We start from the raw sequence: 21,691 nt of genomic DNA, 5'->3' as shown, positions 1-21,691 counted from the left end.
ACGGAAGCAGTAGTTTAACGGAAAAGCGCATCATTCTAAGATGAGTTGCAGGTTCAATTCCTGCCTGTTTCCCTTTTTTTAAATTTTAAAAACATTTTATGATTAATCTTTTTCTCTCGCAGATTTTGCGGATGACGCAGATTTTATTTCATTAAGCCGACATAGGAAGCTGAAGCGTTAAGAAAATTAATCATGTGAACGTTAAAAAAATTCTACTGTTTGAGCGCGGGAGCTATTTAGAACCGAAGGACAAATGTGAAATTCGCGCGAGTTTAGAATTTTTAGAGAACATTATTAATTTTTAGCATTCAGATTCCAGGTCTTGAATTTTTGTTTCTTTTGCTTCAAGGCAAAAGAAATATGTCCAATAAAACTAAATTTAATAAAAAAAATGAACACATTAATCGACATTGGTATAAACTTAACCAATAAACAATTTTATGACGAACAGGAAGAAATAATCAACCGCGCACTCGACAATGGAGTAGAGCAGATGATCCTCACGGGAACGAGCGTTCGCGGAAGCCAAGAATCTGCGGAAATTGCAGAAGATTATCCCGAAATTCTGTTTTCAACGGCGGGAATTCATCCTCACGATGCAAAATCTTTCAACAGCGAAAGCATTCCTGCATTAAAAATATTATTAAAACAAGACCACGTTGTTTCCGTAGGAGAATGCGGACTGGATTTCGACAGGGATTTTTCGCCAAGACCTGTTCAGGAAAAATGTTATCGCGCCCAGCTTGAATTATCCATAGAAGTCAGGAAACCGCTTTTTCTTCATGAAAGATCTGCTTTCAGAAGATTTAATGAAATAACGGATGAATATTTGTCTCAACTTCCAAAAGCTGTGGTTCATTGTTTCACAGGAACTTTACAGGAAGCCAAAATATATCTGGATAAAGGCTTTTACTTAGGATTTACCGGAGCCATCAGCGATCAGAACAGGTTTAAACATTTGGAAGAAGTGATAAAATACGTTCCGCTCGACCGAATGATGATTGAAACCGATGCGCCTTTTATGCTTCCGAAAAATATGCCGAGAATGCAGAACCGCAGAAATGAACCTTCCTTTTTACCGTATGTAGCACAGACGATTGCCCATCTGAAGAAAATCAGCATAGCAGAAGTTGCAGATGAAACCACGGAAGTCGCCCGTAATTTTTTCAGGATATAAAAAAAGAGTTCTACAGATGATGTAAAACTCTTTTTTTTGTTATAAATTATTGTAGTTGTTTTATTATTTTCTAGTCATTAGTGTAGTCTCAATGTAATGTCATATCAATATATTTGTAAAAAATAGTTAAAATGAATGATCGTTATTCCAGAAACCGCTTATATGTAACTGAAGAAGAACAAAATCAGATTAAGGATATTCCGATTCTTCTTGCAGGCAGCGGAATTGGGAGTAATATTGCCGAATGTGCTTTAAGATTTGGCTTTGAAAACATAACTATTATTGATGGGGATGTGGTAGAGAACTCAAACCTTAACAGGCAAAACTATACATTTTATGACATTTCGGAATATAAAGCAGAGACTTTATACAACAGATTAAAAAGTATAAATCCGGAGGCGAAACTTCAATTTTATAATGAATTTATTACTGAAGATAATTTGCAGAAAATTATCGGGAAAAATAAAATTGCCATCAATGCTTTGGATTTTACCAGCGATATTCCTTTACGTTTTGATAAAATATGTCAAAAGAAAAAACTTCATATTTTGCATCCTTATAATCTTGGTTGGGGAGGGTTGGTGACTGTTATTGCTCCGAATGGTCTTCCCATAAGCAGTCTTACAAATGATAAAAATTTTAATGAGCTGAAGATGGTAGAATATGTTGCTGGATATTTAAGATTTTGGAAGCAGCCGCACGAATGGTTGGAAAACATCATCGAGGATTACAAAAACGAAAAAGAAAGTCTGCCACCACCACAATTATCAATTGCTTCGTGGACGGTCGCGGCAATGTGTACACATATTATGTTCAATATTGCAACTCATAAATCTTTTAAAGTATTTCCTGAATTTTACTTAAATACCATTATGCAGAGCGTTTAAGCTTACAGAAGTTTATTATTCGTAACATAAGCCAAAGCTTCTGTAATGTTAGATACACCCAATTTTTCGAATAATTTTCTTCTGTGGAATTTTACGGTATCTGCAGATATAAAAATCCTTTGCGCTATTTCATTAATCGTTAAACCCTGAGCATACAGCCTAAGAATTTCCAGTTCTCTTTCGGAAAGTCTTAGTTTTTTTCTTAAAGTCCATTTTTCTGCAACAAGATTGTATTCCCAAATGTCATCTGTTCCCTGTTTGTATATATTAATATTACCTGAAGAGCTGTTTGGCGATAATGATACAATACACATCGCTTTCCACATTTTACCGTCTTTCGATAAAAATAATGGTGTAAGCTTATGATTGATAAGAATTGCTGATTTATTTTCAGTTACCAGATGAAAGTCATAAGATATAGTATGCAGCTTTCTTTCTTCTACGGGAAGTTTATCAAAAAAATTGAACCCCGCTTCATTTATTTTAAAAAGTAGTTCCAGATCATCTTTTGTTACGTTCTTGAAATAAAAAAGATATCCAAGATTCTGTACTTCTTCGGGTGTGCAGTTGCATAGAAACAAAGGATTATCTGAGACGTATTCAAAAATTTTCTTTTCATAATCTATTACATATAAACTTTGATATGTAAGCCTTGAAAAAGCTTTGATCACTTCAAGATAATTTTCTGTTTCAAAGGCTTCAGCACCCAAATTATTTTCTATTCTATTCTTATAAGAGAAGAACTTATTTACTTCATCCATTATTTACAGTGTTTTTATCTACACACTAAGGTGTGATTTAATTGTTTGTAGCAAATCTACACAAAAGTGTAGTAAATAATGCAATTCGCTACAATATTTTTACAAAAGAAAACAAAACGATGCATAATTTAAATTTTAACTCTATGGATAATATTACTTTATACAGCCTGGCAAAATTTGTTGTTACTGAAAATTTTCAGCACCATGAAGAGCACTATAATTTAAATAATGTTGAAGAAGAAACCAACACTTTATACAGAGAAGAAATCAACTATCATAATTCTAAAGTTTTTGTTTCTAAAGATCATTTCGGAGACATTATAGGATCAATAAGAACCATTAAATGGAACTATAGTGATGTCTTACCAATACAAAAATTATTTTCTATAAATCCTTTGTGCTTTACATCTAATAAAGTGCTTGACATTTGGCACATAGGAAGATTTGCAATAAAACATGAGTGTGATAAAAGAAGTTTCCGACTTTTTAAGACATTAATGGTTTTTGCTTTAAATGAAGTTTGCAAAAGTGAAAGCTCTATCGCGGTTGCGGAATGTGATTCAAAATTATTAAGAACATTGAAGGCTTTAGGAATTGAAGCAGAAATTTTAGCCGACCCGATTCATTATCTGGGATCAGAAACTATTCCTGTATTGTTTAAATATGATACTCTAAAAGAGTTTCTTAATAAAAATTATTATTTGCTATCCGATACGAATGTTTTTGAAGATATTTCTTCTATAGTGAAACAGTCAGCTTAAAAAAGATATAAATAAAATGAGAGCTCTGGTTTATATAATTTTATTGGTAAGTAATGTATTCTATTCGCAGAATATGCACTTTGCATATCTGGAGAAGAATATTGATACATTATATTATACGAAATCAGATTACATAAACTACAACATTCCTAGCGTGAATGATTTTAATATAAAAGGAAGCACTTTTAATATTAATAAAGATAAAAGGATTTTATTAATAAAAAAATACTCTGTTGAGCATGATTCTTCTGATGCAAGTGTAATCTTTCAGCTTTTTTCAAAAAATATAGAAACATTAAGTATAAAAGATCCGGCTACACAAAAAGTAATTTTTAACATAAATCCAGAAAATGGATATAAAGAAATTGAAACAATACTTCAAGGTTTAGACAGAAAATTACTGTCAGAAATTAAAGAAATTGATTTTGAGATTGTAAAGAAAGATCCGGATAGAGAATCGGTGTGTGAAATAAAAAATCTTATTATAGGAAATATAAAGATTCAGAAAAAAGACTTTCTGCCAAACTCTTTATCAGGAAAGATGTCCGGAACAGGGTATGATTCTTATGGTCTTTATAAATCTTATCCGAAGTTCGATAAAGAAGAAGACAATAAAGGGACACTATACTTTAGATTACAGAATAATAAATCTGAGTATAAAAGTATAGACAGCCTCATTAGCATTATAGAAAAAAATTATCCTTTTGATTTTGCGAGGCCAGTAAGTAGAGTTGCAAAAATAAAAGCAGATACACTTAGCGGAATGTGTAATTATATTTCCGGAGTCGACAGCTATATCAGACAGAAATATAATGATCCTCATTTTTCCATTAAAATGAATGGTTGTAAAACAAAAAACAAATCAACAGGTGTATTATTGTATAGATTGAAAGAGGGTTACAAAGTATCCGCGATTTTGGATGATAGCTTAAAGAATAAACTCTATTTAGGAGAATCCATTGTCAGAATCGATGGAACAGAAATTCAAAAACTTTCTTCAGAAAGAGCAAACGAATTGCTCTTGAAAGAACCAAACGGAGTCTCAAAACTTGAATTAAAAAATTCAAAAGGAGAAGTAAGAACTGTTGAATATACACATAAAGATTCATATAAAATACCTTCGAATTTTGTACAGAAAACTGAATTTTCAACAATAAATGATGAGATAGTTTATCTGAAAATAAAACATATTGACAAGGATGCATTGTATATTTTTCTTGAAAATCTGCCTGAGATCAAAAGCAAAAAAAAGTTGGTTATAGATCTTAGAAACAATGGAGGAGGAGACTTTTTGATAGGAGCACAAATACTTTCATTATTTATCCCGGACGAGTTTAAATACTATCAGTTGAGAGATAAATTTTCAGGGAAAAATGAAGACGTAATTGTGAATAAAAATCTTTCTGATAACATTATCAGCAACAAACTGGAACTTCGTGTTTTAGTAAATAAAAATACTTCGTGTGTATCTGAGCTTCTTGCTTATAACCTGAAAAAATACTTTAAAAATACAAAAGTAATCGGGATAGAACATACGGCGGGTGCTTTAGCTACACTTTACGAAGTCCTACTGGAAAACAACAACAACGTAAAGTTCAGAACAAACGCCTTTGCCAGAAGCATCATCATGCTGGACGGAAAAAGTATAGAAGGTAAAGGGATCTCGCCGGATATTCATGTGAACATCAGGAAGATCGAAGACTTACAGCCTTATAATGATAAGGTTTTAATAATGGCTATTTCGAAATAAGCATAAACAAACAAATTATTAATCATTTAAAAAATTTAACAAAATGAAAACAGAAATCAACAACCCAGAAACTGTTCAAATCGAATTAGAAAAAACTGAATTAGTAAAGCCAACTCCAATTGATGATATGTTATCAAACGAAGTAGAAGCTTTATGCGAATCTTTCGGATGTGGTTACAACGCTGGTAAAGCGTCTGGAGACACTACAGAAGATACAGACATCTTATTCTAATTAAAAGGTATATAGGCATTCAGCAAATGCTGAGTGCCTATTTCTTACAAAAATTTTAAACTGGAAAAAATGGAATCAAAAGTAAATCCTGAAACCGAAGAATCTGAATTTGAAAAATCAGAACTGGTAAAACCGCAACCTATCGAAAATAAGTTGGTAGATGAAGCAGAAGCTCTGTGTGAATCATTTAACTGTAGTTATTTTACAGGGAAAGCATCGGGCGACACTTCCAATGATGACGATATTCTTTTCTAACCGTAAATGTCGTTGATAAACGGTCTATTTAATCTTTAATCCTAATAATTATGATTTTAAAACTTAAAGCCAATCCATATAACTTTCTTATTCCTGTAGAAGAAGAAAATCAATTTATTCTTTATAATTCTCTTACCAGCGGATTGGAAGTATTAAATTTTGAAAATGGACAATTTCTTTTGGAGAAGAGTCAGTATTCTTTTTTTATACACGATGAAAGCGAAGGACGGTTTAATGATCTTGTAAAATATTTGTATGATAAGGAATACATTATAGAATCGGATAAAGATGTAAGATCATTATTTTCCAGATATACCGATGAAAACCAGTACAAATTTGCGAAAACAATCAATCTTACTATTGGAACTACCATTACATGTAATATGGGATGTTCTTATTGTTTTGAATTTGTAAAACCCAATCATACATTAAAAGAAGATAAAGTAAAACAGGGAATAAAAGATTATATAGAGGATCTTGTTTTAAAATCAGGAAAAGAGATTGAGACCCTTTCTATAACTTGGTATGGTGGTGAACCGCTGATTAATGTAAAAGCAATTCAGGATCTCACGGTAAGTCTAACAGAAATCGCAAGGAAGTATAATCTAAAGTACGTGTCGAATATCATTACGAACGGAATTTACCTTAGCGAAAAAAACGTAAAAATTCTTGAAGACTGCAATGTGCACAGCGTACAGATTACCATAGACGGTGCAAAAGAAACTCATGATAAGAAAAGACCTTTAAAGCAGATCAACAAAAAAAACTATGAGGTTATTCTTGAAAATCTTTCTAAAGTTCCTAAAGATTCTAAAATACAATTCTTAATAAGAATAAATGTAGACAAAGAGGTTGCCGGAACAATAGATACATTTTTAGATGATCTTAAAAATATGAATATCTGGCCGGAAAAATTTAAGCAGGTTTCATTTGATCCTTCATGGTTACGTACTTATGAAGAGATCGAAACTTCAGAAGAAGAACTGGAAAAAAGAATGAATCTTGATGAATTCTTCGATTTTAAAATGAGCTTCAGAAAAAATATTATGAACAGATTCAATGCATGGAGTGATGAAACCAATCTGAAAATAAAATCCAAACTGAAATGGGATCTTCCTAATTACCAGACAACATGTGCAACATGGGCTTCACCGATTAGTATGACGATTGATCCGAACGGTTATATTCACAAATGCTGGGAAACAATTCATGATGATTCTCATGCTCCTGCTTCAGTATTTGAAGGATATAACGCAGAGAAATTTACAAAACATTCTTCATTCAACAGGTTCAAGCATAATGAAATATGTACCAACTGTAAGGTTTTACCTATCTGCGACACAATTACATGTTCGCACGAAGCCATAAAAGCGAATGTGCCGATCTGCAGTTCATGGAAATATAAGTTGGAAGATTACTTAAAAGAACAATACATCAATATGCTTTATTCTCCGGAAACCATCTCAAGACCGCAGATTAATGTATTGGAAAATACAGGGCATTCTGCAAAATAAAATTGAAGTTATGATTATAGGAATTATTGATACAGGAGTAGACCATACCCATCAGAGACTTAAAGAATGTGATATTAAAGGTATTACATTGTTTAAAGATTTTTCAGGAAATATCATCACTAAAGAAAATGAATTTAGTGATCATAAAGGTCATGGTACAGGAATCGCCTCAATTATCAATTCGCACCTGAAATCATGCAATTTATATGTTATAAAGCTCGATTCTCATAATCATGTTATATCAGAAGATCTTTTAACAGAAGCTATCTCCAGAATGGTAGATTGTAATGTGAATATCATCAACATAAGTATGGGGATAAATTCCGAGATCACGCCTGCTAAAATGCAGCATGCAATCAACAGATCCTATGAAAAAGGAATTCCCGTTTTTGCAGCCAATTATTATGATGCTTCGAAACAATGTTTTCCTGCTAATTTTACACAGACATTTTCTATAGGAACAGGTTATATTAAAGAAAAACAAAGTTTCAAAGTACTGAATGACAATTACGACATTATTGCCAAGGGAGGCTTTCAGAGAGTTGCCGTTCCCAATCGTTCTTTTGCTTTCAGTGTAGGAACCAGTCTTGCAACAGCACATATTACAGGAATTGTAAGCAATGCTTATAGGAACGAAGAATGGAAAACTATTCCGGATCTTAAAAAGTGGCTCGAAGAAAATTCTGATAAGAGTATTTTCAGCCTTACAAAGCATGATACGGAAATCAGTCGGAATATCATAAACATCAGAGAATACATTAAAGAAGATATTACAGCTCTTACGAAAGTTTTAAAGCCATCTCAAAACTTCAGAAAGCTGGCTCTCTTTCCTTTTGATGAAAAAGAAATACAATCAATTATCGAAAATAGAGAACAGTCTGAATACGACATTTCTTTAATCATAGACACACCAAGAAACATCATTCATAAAGAGAAAAATACAAATAAAATTCCCTTAACAAAGAAACTTGAAGATGAGGATTTTCTTTTATTTGATACTTTGGTTGTAGGATATTTTAATGATCTGAAAGATGAGATCAACACATTATTCGGATTAAAGCTAATTACGGAATGTCTCATGAGAAATAAAAATTTTATTCTTTGGGATGCTTCAGTAAAATCGATCATTAAAAACATTATTAAAAATGAAAAGATCCATTACAAAGGAGAGATTTTTTTAACACATATTGACCGCTCAATGAAGAAAGATATTTACATGAACATTTCTTCTTCATTCGAAACAACGATCCCTTCAATTTGTGTTATAGGAACCAAGAGCAAACAGGGAAAATTTACGACCCAGCTAAAAATTAAAAAAGTTCTGGAAAAAAGCAATTATAAAGTTTCCTTTATCTCAACAGAACCGCAAGGCTGTGTTTTGGGTGCAGATTCTGTTTTCCCTTTCGGGCACAAAAGTTCTGTAAAAGTTGAAGCTGAAGAATGGTATCATATCATTAACGGATTAAAAAATTATTCAAAGCAAAAGAAAAATCCGGATATAATTATTACGGGAATTCAAAGCGGAATTTTGCCCAAACATCCTGTATACGTTAATAAATTACCGGAAAAACTTATTTATACAAATGCTTTTTATCCTGATGCAATTATATGTACAATCAGTCCCGATGATACAATAGATTTTATAAAGAGAACGGTTGAAGCCGTAAAATCTTTTAATTATTGCGATGTACTGTTCTACTGCCTTACTCCGTGGATTATAAAACATGAAAAGGGAATTACTTTAAAAACCAGACTTACAGACAAGGAATATGATGAAAAACTGTCTTTCTACTCCGAAAATCTTGATAAGCCGGTGATTGATATAAAGAATGATAAAAATGAAACGGTAATAATAAAACAAATTCAAAATTATTTTAAAAAATAAACACCATGGATTATAATAAAGTTTTTGATCAGATAAAAGACAGACTTCCTTCGATAGAGATTAATGATTTTTCTGATCTTACGGCAAAAGATTTCAAAGCAAAATATGGTTATCCGGAAGTTCCGGTACTTTTGAAATCAAGATTTAAAAACCTGTATGAAAGTATTGATTTTGAAGAACTGGAAAAAACTTTCCATTCAAAAGAATGGGAATTTGAATCTACTGAAGAGAAAGAAGCCTGTAAAATGAGCTTTAAAAGCTATTCCGAGAGTGGCAGTACTGCATATTATCTGAGATTAAATATGAAAAGCATCGATTTTCAAATACATGCTCCACAGATTTTTGAGTGTTGGTACAAATCTTATCCTACTGAAAAAGAAAAAAAAGAACTTACATGGCTTTATTACGGAAATAAAAATACATTCACAAATATTCATACCGATGTCTGGAAGTTTAATTCTTGGCTTCTTCTATTGAAAGGTAAGAAACTATGGTTTATTTATCCCAAAGCATATAATTCTATCATTAAAAAAGAAAAAGAAAAATTCGGTATTGAAAATATTCAAAATTTACTGAATAGTAATATAAAACCATTAATGGTAGTTCAGAATCCCGGGGAAATGATGTATGTACCAAGTGATACTTTTCATTTTGTGATCAATCTTGAAACCTCACTCGCATACACAGGAAATTTCATGAATGAAACCAATTATGAGAACGTAAAACAGTTTTTTGCAAAATCTGACAATAAAAACAATAAGAAGTTCATCAATAATATTATCGCGACCGGAATGACCAACTTTAAAATAAGAAACTTATGAAACTGAGACAGGAAACCATAGAAGATAAAAATGTCTACATTGTGGATGATGTTCTTACACAGACAGAAGTAGAATCATTTTACAAGTTTGCAAGTTCGCTGAGCTATGCCAGAACGGAAAAAAGTAATCATGCAGATCAGTTCCCCAAGTATGTAGTTAATTTTGATACAGAAAAATTTGAAAATAATACATTTTTAGGAAAAAAATCCAAAGAACTTCTTAATCAGTTTGTCAAGGATTCAGAGGATTACAAACTTTTCAGAGCCTATATCAATCTGTCTCTTTACGGAGACGTAGAATTTCCTCACAGAGATTGCCCGAAAGACAGAGGAGATATTACCATACTTTACTACATCAATGAGTATTGGGAGAAAAATTATGACGGAGAAACCATTTTCTATGCAGAAGGAGATTCACAATTCTGTGTACTTCCAAAACCAGGAAGATTCGTGGTTTTTAACGGAGATATAGAACACAAAGGAGGATTACCTTCCAGAATCTGTAAAACACCCAGATATACCTTAGCGGTAAAATATTGTTATAAAAACTTAGAACTATGATAAGTACAGAACAAAGAATTGTTGCTATTTTGGATACGATTACCTCCCAAAACAGCATTTTTAGTGAGATGACCACCGAGGAAAAAATACAGACTTTACCTTCAGAATCAATGCTTACATTACAGTTTATTACCTATCTGGAAGAAGAGTTTGATATTGAATTTGAAGATGATGAGCTTGATATTTCTTTTTTTGAATCTATCGGAAAAATTACTGCAGCAGTAATGAAACATACAAATGAAAAAACTGTTTAATATATATAATTTTTATTTTCTTTTTTTAGGAATATTTCTTCATGCGCAATATTCTGTAGAAGGAACGGTATCTGGTAATTCTTTACCTGTAAGAGATATACAGGTATTGCTTCGTGCCGAAAAAGACTCAGCTGTAGTTGCCAATTCTTCTACCGAAAAGGATGGGAAATATCTCTTCAGAAATGTTCCGAAAGGAGGATATATTCTTCAGTTATTATATCCAAATAAGGAAAAATTTAGAAATATTTTCGTAGATAAAAATATTAAACAGGATTTCACACTAAACTCCGAAAAAGAAAGTGTAATTGAAGGTATTGTGATAACCGCGGCTCCAAAATTAATCACAAGAGAACTTAATAAAACCACAATTAATATCTCCAGATCTATATACAAATCCGGAGATAATGGATATACATTGATGAATATTGTTCCCGGAGTTAATGCAAATATTGCCAATGGAATACAGTATCGTGGTCAGCAAGGAGTTTCGGTTTATGTTAATGGAAAAAAAATAAGAATGTCTGGAGCACAGCTTCAGAATTATCTGAAGTCTATTTCTTCTGTATCCATTGAAAAAATAGAATTTACTTCAGAAACGGGATCAGAATATGAAGGGGACGAAAAAAATGCAGTCATTAATATTATCTTAAAGAAAAATTATAACTACGGACTGAGTGGATATATCTATGAAAATATTCAGCAACACAGATATACGAGCTTTTCTTCCGGATTTGGACTCAATTATAAAACGAATAAAGTAAATTATTTTTTAGGATACAATAATTATACAGGTAAAAGCTATTCTGATAACGATGAAATTCAGAAATATACCCAGTCCAACTTTTCGACCATTCAGAAAGAAAAATATGTAGAGTCTCCTAGATATAACGAATTAAAAGCAGGAATTGATTACGAGATCACATCCAGACATATTCTGACTGCCGATTATACTTTTTCTGTAAATAATATAAAATCTACAGGAAAAACCAATCTGGAATACTTCAGAAATACGAGAGACTCTTTAGACTTTATTAATAATTCAAAAAAAATTAGATTAGAAAACCATTTATTAAATATAAGCTACAAATACAAGATCGATTCTTTAGGAAGTAAACTGGAGACAGGGTATAATTATATTGGCTATTTTAATAATTATGCTTCCAATGTAGATTCGTTTTTTTATCTGAATGATGATTTACAAAGAAGAGCTCCGGATTTTCTCCAAATACAAAATCCTCTTTCTGTTGATATGCACATTGGTTATGCAGATCTTTATTATGTCTTTAATCAAAATAATAAATTGAGACTGGGAACAAAGTTTATCTCTTCTTTAAGTAAAAATGAAATAGATTACTCGCAGACTTATCAAAGCTCGGATTACAGATACAAAGAAGATATATTATCTTTTTACAGCAGTTATCAGAGTAAAATAGGTTCCGTTTCATTTAATATTGGAGGCAGGGTTGAGCGTACTGCATATCATGGAGAAGATTCTTTCTCGCAATATCAGATTGATGCAGACAGGTGGAATTTTTTTCCGTCAGTATTTTTACAGAAAGATCTGGGAAAAGGGAATATCAACTTTTCTTACAACAGAAAAATAACAAGACCATCTTTCCAGTTGCTGAATCCTTTTAAAGATATAGAAGATACAAGATTCATTAATGTAGGAAATCCTTCATTAATGCCATTTTTCCAGAACAATTTTAAGATGTCTTATTTGCTGAAAGATAAATACTCTTTCGAAGCAGGATTCAATACAACAAAAGGTATGATCAGCGAAGTATATTATTTGGATAACCTTGAAAATATTACTTACAAAACCTATGCAAACCTGAATAAGGAAAACGAAATGTATTGGAATGTTTTTATCCCGGTCGATATTACAAAATGGTTTAAGCTGAATATTTTTACAAGCAATAGCTATAAACAGGTAACTTTTGATAGCGAAAAGGTAAGTGTGTTTTGTCCCTATTATTCATTATCTGCAAAATTGACACTTCCGCACAAATATTATTTGGATATCAATTACGATTATAAAGGCAAATCGTTATGGAACAAATATTTTCTGGACAGTCAGCAAAGTCTGAACTTTACGCTAAGAAAATCTTTCTTTAAAGACGCCTTGTCACTAAGCTTTGATGCAGTAGATCCTTTCCGGCTGAGAAAGATTAAAATAAATATTGATGAAAATGATTTCACAAGGAGTATTGTTAACAGACTTCCTACAAGATTTTATTCTTTGGGACTTACTTACAACTTCAATGCAGGTAAAAAAAATACTCAAAGAGAATCATTTGATAACAGCAATGCCGAACAACAAAATAGATTAAACAAATGAAAAAATTAACAGTTTTTACAGTACTAATGATGTTCTGTCTTACAACAACATCATTTCTTTATCAGAAAGAATGGGAAAATGAAATCTCGGAATGCGGAATCAGGATGAAATTCGTAAAGCTGCATAAAAAAGTGAAGTTTGATATTCCGTGCCAGTCTCAAAGCAAAAACTTCGTGATAGAACATCATTTAAAAGATCAGTCCGTGAAGTTGGAATTTTTCAAAAAAAATAAAGAACTGATAAAAAGTATTGAGCTCTCCGGAGAATCTAAAAAAGAGATTTCACTAGCTGGGTATGAAAAGTCTTTTACGGTACAGATAAGCTCCGTTGGAAGCTCAGGATCTGTTTTGATAAGACCTAATTAAAACAAACTTCTTGAATCATGAAAAAGCAAATATTAATACTTCTGGATCACCATTGTCTTTTTAAAGAAGATGAATGGGATCCTGATGTTATCCGTCAGCTCATCGCTGTGCTTACGATTTTTCATCATGAAGAAATAATTTTTGCAGACCGGGATCAAAAAGTAAAGAATTTGTTTTTGCCGGAAGAATTGATGAAGAATGTATCATTTAAAAATGATTTTAATAAAAATGAAACAGATGAATATGATGTCGTGATCGCTCATTATCATTCAGAAGCCGACTTTTTTAACAGTCAGAAGGAAGGCAGATCTTTTGAAAATGTTTATTTCTTTAATAATAAAAGCAATCCTAATTTAAGTTTTCCAGGTATTGCAGAATATATCAAACAACAAAAATTACAGTTTGACATCAAATCAATTAATGAAAAACTTGAGAATTTTTTGACACTTAATATTCTTCCGGCTGAAAGTGAGCAATATGAAATAAATATAACAAAGTCTGGAAAGATCTGTATTGTATGCGATTTCAATCAGAATTTCTTCATCGGAGACAGTTGCTTTTGGTATTATGATCTTAACTATAAGCTGTTTGTTCTTAACGAGAAACAGCCTTCTAAAAAGATTGATATTTATGTTACCGGTGTAAGAAATTATCATCATATCGAAAGGATTTATTCGTCATCTTTTCCTGAAAATGTAAGACTGCTTAATTCTTCTGTTAGTAGTATAGATTTTAAGAAATATGATCTTGTTATTGCAGAATTTCTGTTGTATTATAATGTTAAAAACAAAATTGAGAACAACTCTCAACCGGTTTTAACCTATACATTTCCGGTAGATCATGAGAAAAATAAGAGATTTCATTCTATTGCTTTCGGAAAATATTTTATGCTTGATGATCTCAAAAGGCAGCTTTTGTACAACAAAAAGCACTATAATAAAATTGAAATAAAAAAAGAAGAAATAAATGATGCAGATCTTTGGCTCGAATCTCACGGAATAGAAAAAGAAGATAAAATATTTGCTTTAATTAATGAGGCATCCCAAGCTGAGAAAATAATAGATCAAAAAGTCTTTCTGCAAATCATACAATGGCTTGTAAAAGAGAAAAAATATAAAATACTATTGTTCAGCCAAAGTAACGACCTGAAGAATATTTTGAAAAAAGATTTAAAGCCTGATATTTTAAATAAAATTATTTTTCCGGGAAAACTGGGGATAAGAAAAGAAATGTCTTTAATGGCATCAGATTATGTAGACGGAATGTTGTCGCCTTGTACAGGTCTTGCACATTTATTCAACGGCATTAATTATTATCTGCACAACATCCTCGAAAAAGAAAGAAAAAAATGCATCGTCTATACAGGGAAACAAACCTATGTTGATGATTATCATCCCTTGCTGTGGTGGAATTTTAAATATGTAAACTGTCTTTCTTACATTACTAAAAATGGAGAGGCATTTCTTGCCGAAAAAAAAGACATTCTTACAATCAGAAATTTTGATGAGGTATCACTTTTTCCTAACAAAATTCCGCATAAAATTTTGTGCGATAAAATAGAAGAAATACTAGAAAACTAAATGTTCAGATTTTATTTTCATATCATTAAAAAATATATCAGGCACTATATTTTGCTTATTGTATTGTTTGTTATTACCAATGCTTTGTCACTGGTAACTCCTTATGCTTTGAAAATTATCATAGATAAAACCATTCCTCAGGGAACCTATGAAGATCTTGTAAAAATCGTTCTGCTGCTTTTGGGATGTTATATTATAAGAATCGGGTTTTCATTCTATTCCGGGATCTTGTATGTAAATGTAAGCCGAAAGATCATTGCAGACATCCGAAGAGTTTTATATAAAAATTTGCTTAAAAAAGATACGTCATTTTTCAAAGAAAGTAAAACAGGCGAACTGATATATCTTTTAACCAATGATGTGGATAAAGTACAGAACTTTTTTTCTTCGACATTGCTTAATTATATCAACAACAGTATGGTTGTGCTCGGGGTTCTGGGAGTTATGTTTTATTTTAACGTAAGTCTTACTTTGGTAAGTTTAGTGGTTTTACCTTTTTTGATCATCAATACATTTGCCTTGAAAGGAAAAATTAAGAAAACGTATTTGAAATTAGTAGACATCGAAGGAAATATCTATAATTATTTCTTAGAAAGAATAAGAAACATACGGGTTCTTAAAAGTAACAATGTTCTCTCCGAAGAAATACAAACTCTCAATAATTATCACAATACATGGTGCGAAAATGCAGTTGAAAATACATACTGGAATGGGATAAGCTCAAATATTACAACCTTCTTAATTGCCATTGGTCCGCTTATCATTCTTTTGTACGGAGGAAAGCTTGTATACTCCGATTTAATGACAATAGGTACCCTTATCGCTTTTATACAATACCTAAACAGGATTTACGCACCTATTATCGGGCTTGCAGCGGGAGCCAACGAATTTTTTCAGTCAAAAGTTTCAATGAAAAGAATCTACGATAACATTACCGAAGAAGAAAATACGGATGATTTAAAAGAAGAAGTCCTTGAAGTTTCAACGATTACATTAAAAAATATAACAGTTAAATATCATGAAAAATATATATTGAAAGACTTTTCATACACTTTTGACAGTGGGAAAACATATGGAATAAAAGGCAAAAGCGGAATTGGGAAAAGCACTATGGTCAATCTCATTATGAATTTTATCAATCCGGATTCGGGGCATATCAATATCAATAATATTTCTATTGATAAGGTTAAAAATCTCACCTCTCTTATTGGTCTGATTGAAAAGGAAAATCAGCTTTTTCATGATACGGTAATTAATAACATCAAATACGGAGCAGAAAAAGAAAACATCATGGAATTTCGTGAAATTATCAGGATTATCTGTCTTTCTGATGTTATTGATCGTCTGGAATATCATGAAAATACGACCATCACTTTTAGCGGAAGTACTCTATCCGACGGAGAAAAGCAGAGAATAGCCATTGCGAGAGTATTTTACAAACAGCCCGAAATCATCATCTTCGATGAAGCTACAGCATCGCTGGATGTAGGTTTGGAAAGGATTATTCTTAAAAATATCAGAGAAAAATTACCCAATGCGATCATTCTGATCATTTCCCATAGAAATAATCTCCATGAATTTTGCGACGAAATAATCGATTTTGAAAAACTAGCCTATGAAAATAATACAAAGTTATTGGTCACATCCTGACTTATCCACAAGAAATCAGAGAGAATTTATTAAACTAAACCTTAATAAGTACATGACTTTTGCTCTGAGTGTTTTAAGAGCAAAAAAGTTTTACGAAAATGTAGAATTATATACCGACAAAGTTGGAAAAAACCTTCTTATAGATCTATTGGAACTTCCTTATACCAAAGTTCATGTCTGTCTTGATGATCTTACTAAAAAGTACGGAGAATACAATCATGTTTGGGCATTAGGGAAAATTTATACTTATTCATTACAAGATGAGCCTTTTTTTCATGTTGATAATGATGCCTTTATTTGCAAACCACTTAAGGATTTCCATAATGCGCCTTTAGTTGCCCAGTCTTTTGAAATGGATAACGGACATCACAAATACAACCTGCGAAAATTAAAAAGACAGCTTGCATTTTTTCCTGAATTTTTAAATACAGATTCAGAAATGTTAAAAGACGGATCCCAGTATAATGCAGGAATTATAGGAGGAAACGATCTGGATTTTTTTAAGAATTTTTGCAGAGAATCATTTCAGTTTGTAGATAAAAATTTACATATCCTAAATGATCTTCAGGGTGAGAATATATGTTTCCCGTGTATTTTTGAGCAGTATTTATTTTCGTGTTTTGCACACCATCAAAAACGAGAAATAAAGACATTGTTGCCGATGCCTAAAACACCCTTGGATAATTTTAATAGTTTACTGGATTTTCATGACAGACAAAATACATTGTTTATACACCTTATCGGAGATCATAAAAAAGAGGCCCACAATATGTGTATTGTCGCAGAAACCCTTTGGCAGGAATTCCCGGAATATTACAACAGAATAATCAAAAAATACAATACTCATGAAGTTACTTTCTAACGAACTTACGACTGCATGGATAAATAATAATCTGTCTCATGTGGAAATACAGGAAGAGATCAGAAAAATAGAGAATCATATCCAAATAAATAATATTTACAGGATAAGTAAAGAGCAATTGCTGGAATTTGAAGAAAATCACTTGTTGGAAACCAACAGAATTCTCAGTTTATCGAAAAATAAATTTCTGGATGTAAAACTTCAGTGTAATCCCTTTGTTTCCGTGTTTAACAGTCAATATACCTATACCTCTCACAGTAAAGAAAAAACAATTGCTTTAATTCCTAAGTATATAGCATTTGCAGAGCCTAGAATACTTCCGTTATACCTTATGTACGAAAGACGGTTTTTTACACAATTCCTTTCTTTACCCAAAGTATTTTCAGGCGTTGAATTGGTTGAGAAAAGCTCTTTGAAAAACGGAAGAGATCAGCAGTCATACTGGGAAGATTTCTATGAATATATGCTAAAACGGTTTTTATCAGTTTTTTTGGTTACACCCGCTTAATTTTATAAAACCATGGAAATTAAATATCATTATCCTTTTATCCGACAGATTAAGGATTTTTACAGGTATCAAGCTCAGGGAAATATTTTTCTGGAAGTTGATATCAATTTTAGAAGAATAGATTTAAATAAAATTAATAGCGCAATAAGGAAACTGCATCAAAAATATACACTTCTGAATTGCAGATTTATACTGGAAAATGATATAATCTATTTGAAAGAGTTGCCGCAAAATAATATCGATTATTTTAGAACATTACCGGAGGAATCTGAAACAAAAAATCCCAATGAATATTTTCATCCGATACGCATCGAAAATCAATCATTAAGCATTTACGATGCTCCTTTAATGTATTTTCATATTTTCAGGCATAAAGAAATGCTTATTTTCAAAATATTTGCACACCATATGATCTGTGATGCCAATGGTCTGCAGAAAATTAAAAATGATCTGATTGATTATTACGGAGGGGCAGAAGTTACAGAAGTTTTTGATTTTGGTCAGTATGCTGTGAAAAGAAATAGTAAATTATTTAAGACGTTGGAATCGGATCAAAAATATTGGATAAATATTCTTAAGGAATACGATGGTACAATAATTAAAGATATTGATTACGAGTGTTTTAATGATTTAAATTATGATGATAAAATAAAAAGTTTAGTTAAAGATAAGTATTATACACCTGTGGATGACTATTCAAAAAAAGGACAGTCATATTTCCACGCTTTTACAATTCAAAACTTTGCTGAAATTCAGAATATCATTAAGAAAAAAGGAATCAGTTGGGTGAGTATATTCATGCATGTTTTTGCTAAAACGATTTATCCTTATCAGGGAAAATCTCTCATAGGTCTTTTAGTTTCAGGAAAAAATGATATTTTTTCGATTAACAGTATTGGAGAATATTCCGGAGAATGTTTTTATCCAGCAGCAGATTACCCTTTAAGTACTGATGAAATCATTAAAACAGCAAAGAATTTCATGACTTTATCAAAACATCTTGTGTATAATTACGCCTTGCTCAAATGGGATGAAGAAAAATTTTTCAGAAAAATATGTAAATCTTTCATCAATCTTTCTGTTATCGATTTTAATGTCCATGAAGAAGAGAAAATAAATACTTTTGAAAATATTGATCTGATTTTTCTTGAGCTTGAGCCGCTTTTCTTCTTGTCAAAGTCAGATGGATCAGTATATGTTAACTGGAGGTTTAATACTTCTGTAACTAGTACGGAGCAGATGAAACAAATTGCTGATGACTTTTCAAATACTTTCAATGAATGCTCAAAAACGATCTGCCAAGAAAATATAATGATCGATGAAAAAGTATGATTTTAGAAATAAAAAAAGTTGCACAGATCTGTGCAACTTTTTTACAAACTCTTAATCCCCGCTTCCAAAGCAAGCTCAATCATTGGTTTCAAAGCCTTTTCTCTCTGGTCTGCCGAAATATTTTCGTGGGTAGGAATAATATCCGAAACCGTAAGAATCGTTGCCGCATTTTTTCCTAAATGCTTAGCATTGGCAAACAATCCGAAAGCTTCCATTTCTACCGCCGGACAGTTATATTTTGTAGCAATGGCAGGAATTGCAGGATCTTTTCTGTAAAAAATATCGCTGCTGTGGATGTTCGTCGCTTTTGCCGTTAAAGACATTTCTTTTGCCGTTTCGTTGATGGTATTGAAGATATTTCCCTGATGAGAAATGCTTTCCTCTTCAATTCCCCATGCGAATTTTGCGTAGGTGCTTTCACTCGCTGCATTTTCCACATTCAGGAGGTCATACACTTTCAGGTCTGTGGTATACGCACCGCAGGTTCCGATTCTGATGATCGTATCTACATCATACTCTGTAAAAAGTTCAAAAGAGTAAATTCCGATGCTTGGAAAGCCCATTCCGCTTGCTCCTACAGAGATTTCTTTCCCTTTATATAACCCTGTGTAATATAAAATTCCTCTGGTCTGGCTTACCAGTTTAGCATCTTCCAAAAAGTTTTCCGCAATGTATTTGGCACGCAGCGGATCTCCGGGTTGTAAAACAACTTTAGCAATTTCTCCTTTTTTTGCACTGATGTGGATACTCATAATTTTTTATTTGAAAGGGCAAAGATATAAAATTGTGATTTCTTAATCCTTGACCAATGATTTTTTAATTAAAGATTTATAATCAACTTACCTTCAAAATTTTCAATTCGAAAAGAATATTTTTTATTTTTGTTAAATGATGGAAAAAAAATCAGCTTTTTTAGACACTTTATTTCTGCTTCGAAAAGAAGAATGCATTACCATTTTTTCAGATATTCATGAAATTTCTAAAAAAGAAGAACAGGATGCCGCAGATTATTTTCAGGCTGAATTTGAGAAAGAAAGGCTTGAATTTTTATCCGACACACTTGTCTGCGATACAGAAACAGCAGTATGGGCTGCCAAAATAGTCTATTACAGTGCGCAGCTTCATTTAATAAGAGAAAATACGGCTAAAGATTTAAACAAATTAATTCCGTCTTTCAAAGGGAAAAAAGACATTTCAGCCATGTTATCTGCGGATTTATCACTTCGGTTTTTACCACAGATTGTTTCTGCTTTACAGGTTTCAGATCCGGAAGATCCTTTGGTGAAAATGCTGGAAAATATTCTGAAACAATTTCACTATTCAGCAGTAGGATTTGATCTCGATCTCGAAGATATCAACTGGGAAGAAGAATTAAAGGACAAAACCTACCGGAAATTATATCTGGAAAGAATTGTAGAAAAGAAATCCTATCAGCTTGCAGAAATTCCTTACCTCAATAATCTGTTGACTGCCGAATTTGGCTTGCATAAAGACGTATTTTGGAAAGAATTAAAAACAATAGATCATTAAAATTTTACGAATTCTGCGTTTAAAAAGAAACGATAAACCAGAAGCTCTTTAGAAAAAACTAAAAACAATAACCTAAGAGAATGAGAGAAAAGACTGTATTTGATTTTGTGGCAGATCCTACAAAAGAAAATTTTTTAAAACACAGAGAATTGATTATCACTAATCCTGATTACGATCCTGATTCTGATGATTTGGAAATCATGAAAAAACTATATGAAAATAAGGAATATGATAAACTGAATTATTACGTTACCATTAATGTTTTATTAAGTCCAAGAGCACATTTTTTAAAATTTATTTCTTTAAATGAGATAGGAAATACAAAAGCCGCAGAAAGTATAGTATTTATCTGTCATAATATTCTGAATTGTATAGAAAAAACAGGAGACGGAACTATAGAAAATCCTTATATTGTTATCAGGGCTTCCGATGAAGATGACCTTCTGGAGCTTCGTTTAAGCAAAAAATATCTTCAGAAAAGATTAATTCAGCATGAAGATAAATATTTAGATGTATTAACTCTTGAAAACGGTTCTGAATTGTATTTTGATGTTACTGATGCTTATAAGAGATCTAAATTTCTCTTGGATAAAGAAAAATCGGAAGGAAAAAAAGCAGAAAAGCCAAAAAAGAAAAGCTGGTGGAATTTTTTAAGTAAAAACTAAT

At 31.8% G+C, this 21,691-nt stretch carries 22 protein-coding genes and 1 tRNA gene; 21 read left to right on the top strand and 2 right to left on the bottom strand.

Going from position 1 to position 21,691, the window contains the following annotated elements:
- Nucleotides 1–3: 3 nt before the first annotated feature.
- From H6W53_RS11035 to H6W53_RS11025, 3 genes are all read left to right on the top strand, one after another.
- Nucleotides 4–72: transfer RNA gene (locus tag H6W53_RS11035), tRNA-Arg, on the top strand.
- Nucleotides 73–391: 319 nt separating this feature from the next.
- Nucleotides 392–1,177, top strand: coding sequence for a TatD family hydrolase (locus H6W53_RS11030; RefSeq protein WP_185206794.1), 786 nt, complete (start codon nucleotides 392–394; stop codon nucleotides 1,175–1,177).
- Between the two features lie 131 nt (nucleotides 1,178–1,308).
- On the top strand, nucleotides 1,309–2,064 hold the full coding sequence (locus H6W53_RS11025; RefSeq protein ID WP_185206791.1) for a ThiF family adenylyltransferase: 756 nt from the start codon (nucleotides 1,309–1,311) through the stop codon (nucleotides 2,062–2,064).
- A 2-nt stretch (nucleotides 2,065–2,066) separates the two neighbouring features.
- Here the strand turns inward: H6W53_RS11025 and H6W53_RS11020 are convergent, their stop codons facing one another.
- Complete coding sequence (locus H6W53_RS11020; RefSeq protein WP_108411076.1) at nucleotides 2,067–2,825, bottom strand: response regulator transcription factor; 759 nt, start codon at nucleotides 2,823–2,825, stop codon at nucleotides 2,067–2,069.
- 143 nt (nucleotides 2,826–2,968) lie between these two features.
- Between H6W53_RS11020 and H6W53_RS11015 the strand changes: the two genes are divergently transcribed.
- The 16 genes from H6W53_RS11015 (at nucleotide 2,969) to H6W53_RS10940 (ending at nucleotide 19,495) form a co-directional block, all read left to right on the top strand.
- Entirely contained in the window at nucleotides 2,969–3,586 is a 618-nt protein-coding gene (locus tag H6W53_RS11015) for a hypothetical protein (RefSeq protein ID WP_123906943.1), read from the top strand.
- 16 nt (nucleotides 3,587–3,602) lie between these two features.
- Complete coding sequence (locus tag H6W53_RS11010) at nucleotides 3,603–5,336, top strand: S41 family peptidase (RefSeq protein ID WP_185206789.1); 1,734 nt, start codon at nucleotides 3,603–3,605, stop codon at nucleotides 5,334–5,336.
- A 43-nt stretch (nucleotides 5,337–5,379) separates the two neighbouring features.
- Entirely contained in the window at nucleotides 5,380–5,568 is a 189-nt protein-coding gene (locus H6W53_RS11005; protein ID WP_108411243.1) for a hypothetical protein, read from the top strand.
- Between the two features lie 69 nt (nucleotides 5,569–5,637).
- Nucleotides 5,638–5,823 carry a hypothetical protein gene (locus H6W53_RS11000; protein WP_123906942.1) on the top strand — a complete coding sequence of 62 codons (186 nt, stop codon included), beginning with the start codon at nucleotides 5,638–5,640 and terminating at the stop codon, nucleotides 5,821–5,823.
- A gap of 50 nt (nucleotides 5,824–5,873) precedes the next feature.
- Nucleotides 5,874–7,337 carry a radical SAM/SPASM domain-containing protein gene (locus H6W53_RS10995; RefSeq protein ID WP_185206787.1) on the top strand — a complete coding sequence of 488 codons (1,464 nt, stop codon included), beginning with the start codon at nucleotides 5,874–5,876 and terminating at the stop codon, nucleotides 7,335–7,337.
- Between the two features lie 10 nt (nucleotides 7,338–7,347).
- Nucleotides 7,348–9,222, top strand: a complete 1,875-nt coding sequence (locus H6W53_RS10990) for a S8 family peptidase (RefSeq protein WP_185206785.1) — start codon at nucleotides 7,348–7,350, stop codon at nucleotides 9,220–9,222.
- A 5-nt stretch (nucleotides 9,223–9,227) separates the two neighbouring features.
- The gene (locus H6W53_RS10985; protein WP_185206783.1) at nucleotides 9,228–10,043 is read left to right on the top strand and encodes a JmjC domain-containing protein; all 816 of its coding nucleotides are present in this window, start codon (nucleotides 9,228–9,230) and stop codon (nucleotides 10,041–10,043) included.
- Nucleotides 10,040–10,603, top strand: coding sequence for a 2OG-Fe(II) oxygenase (locus tag H6W53_RS10980; protein WP_185206781.1), 564 nt, complete (start codon nucleotides 10,040–10,042; stop codon nucleotides 10,601–10,603). The genes H6W53_RS10985 and H6W53_RS10980 overlap by 4 nt, the downstream gene beginning before the upstream one ends.
- Entirely contained in the window at nucleotides 10,600–10,857 is a 258-nt protein-coding gene (locus H6W53_RS10975) for a hypothetical protein (protein ID WP_108410325.1), read from the top strand. Before H6W53_RS10980 ends, H6W53_RS10975 begins: the two co-directional genes overlap by 4 nt.
- Complete coding sequence (locus tag H6W53_RS10970; protein ID WP_185206779.1) at nucleotides 10,841–13,198, top strand: outer membrane beta-barrel protein; 2,358 nt, start codon at nucleotides 10,841–10,843, stop codon at nucleotides 13,196–13,198. The genes H6W53_RS10975 and H6W53_RS10970 overlap by 17 nt, the downstream gene beginning before the upstream one ends.
- Nucleotides 13,195–13,563: a hypothetical protein gene (locus tag H6W53_RS10965; RefSeq protein WP_185206777.1), complete on the top strand. Its 369-nt coding sequence runs from the start codon at nucleotides 13,195–13,197 to the stop codon at nucleotides 13,561–13,563. Before H6W53_RS10970 ends, H6W53_RS10965 begins: the two co-directional genes overlap by 4 nt.
- Nucleotides 13,564–13,580: 17 nt before the next feature.
- Nucleotides 13,581–15,143, top strand: a complete 1,563-nt coding sequence (locus tag H6W53_RS10960; RefSeq protein WP_185206774.1) for a hypothetical protein — start codon at nucleotides 13,581–13,583, stop codon at nucleotides 15,141–15,143.
- Complete coding sequence (locus H6W53_RS10955) at nucleotides 15,144–16,793, top strand: ABC transporter ATP-binding protein (RefSeq protein WP_185206772.1); 1,650 nt, start codon at nucleotides 15,144–15,146, stop codon at nucleotides 16,791–16,793.
- A complete protein-coding gene (locus H6W53_RS10950) occupies nucleotides 16,759–17,655 on the top strand; it encodes a DUF6734 family protein (protein WP_185206770.1) in 897 nt (298 codons plus the stop codon). Before H6W53_RS10955 ends, H6W53_RS10950 begins: the two co-directional genes overlap by 35 nt.
- Nucleotides 17,639–18,163, top strand: coding sequence for a hypothetical protein (locus H6W53_RS10945; RefSeq protein ID WP_185206768.1), 525 nt, complete (start codon nucleotides 17,639–17,641; stop codon nucleotides 18,161–18,163). Before H6W53_RS10950 ends, H6W53_RS10945 begins: the two co-directional genes overlap by 17 nt.
- Before the next feature lie 12 nt (nucleotides 18,164–18,175).
- Entirely contained in the window at nucleotides 18,176–19,495 is a 1,320-nt protein-coding gene (locus H6W53_RS10940) for a condensation domain-containing protein (RefSeq protein ID WP_185206766.1), read from the top strand.
- A 41-nt stretch (nucleotides 19,496–19,536) separates the two neighbouring features.
- Here H6W53_RS10940 and deoD read toward each other — a convergent pair whose 3' ends face one another.
- Nucleotides 19,537–20,247, bottom strand: a complete 711-nt coding sequence (gene deoD / locus H6W53_RS10935) for a purine-nucleoside phosphorylase (protein WP_087708910.1) — start codon at nucleotides 20,245–20,247, stop codon at nucleotides 19,537–19,539.
- 139 nt (nucleotides 20,248–20,386) lie between these two features.
- Between deoD and H6W53_RS10930 the strand changes: the two genes are divergently transcribed.
- Nucleotides 20,387–21,025 (top strand): hypothetical protein, encoded by a 639-nt coding sequence (locus tag H6W53_RS10930; RefSeq protein ID WP_185206764.1) that lies wholly within the window; start codon nucleotides 20,387–20,389, stop codon nucleotides 21,023–21,025.
- An 80-nt stretch (nucleotides 21,026–21,105) separates the two neighbouring features.
- Nucleotides 21,106–21,690, top strand: a complete 585-nt coding sequence (locus H6W53_RS10925) for a DUF4919 domain-containing protein (RefSeq protein ID WP_185206762.1) — start codon at nucleotides 21,106–21,108, stop codon at nucleotides 21,688–21,690.
- Nucleotide 21,691: the final 1 nt, after the last annotated feature.

Source organism: Chryseobacterium sp. C3 (assembly GCF_014218905.1).
GTDB lineage: Bacteria > Bacteroidota > Bacteroidia > Flavobacteriales > Weeksellaceae > Chryseobacterium > Chryseobacterium mucoviscidosis.
This window is presented reverse-complemented; position numbering and strand designations above follow the sequence as displayed.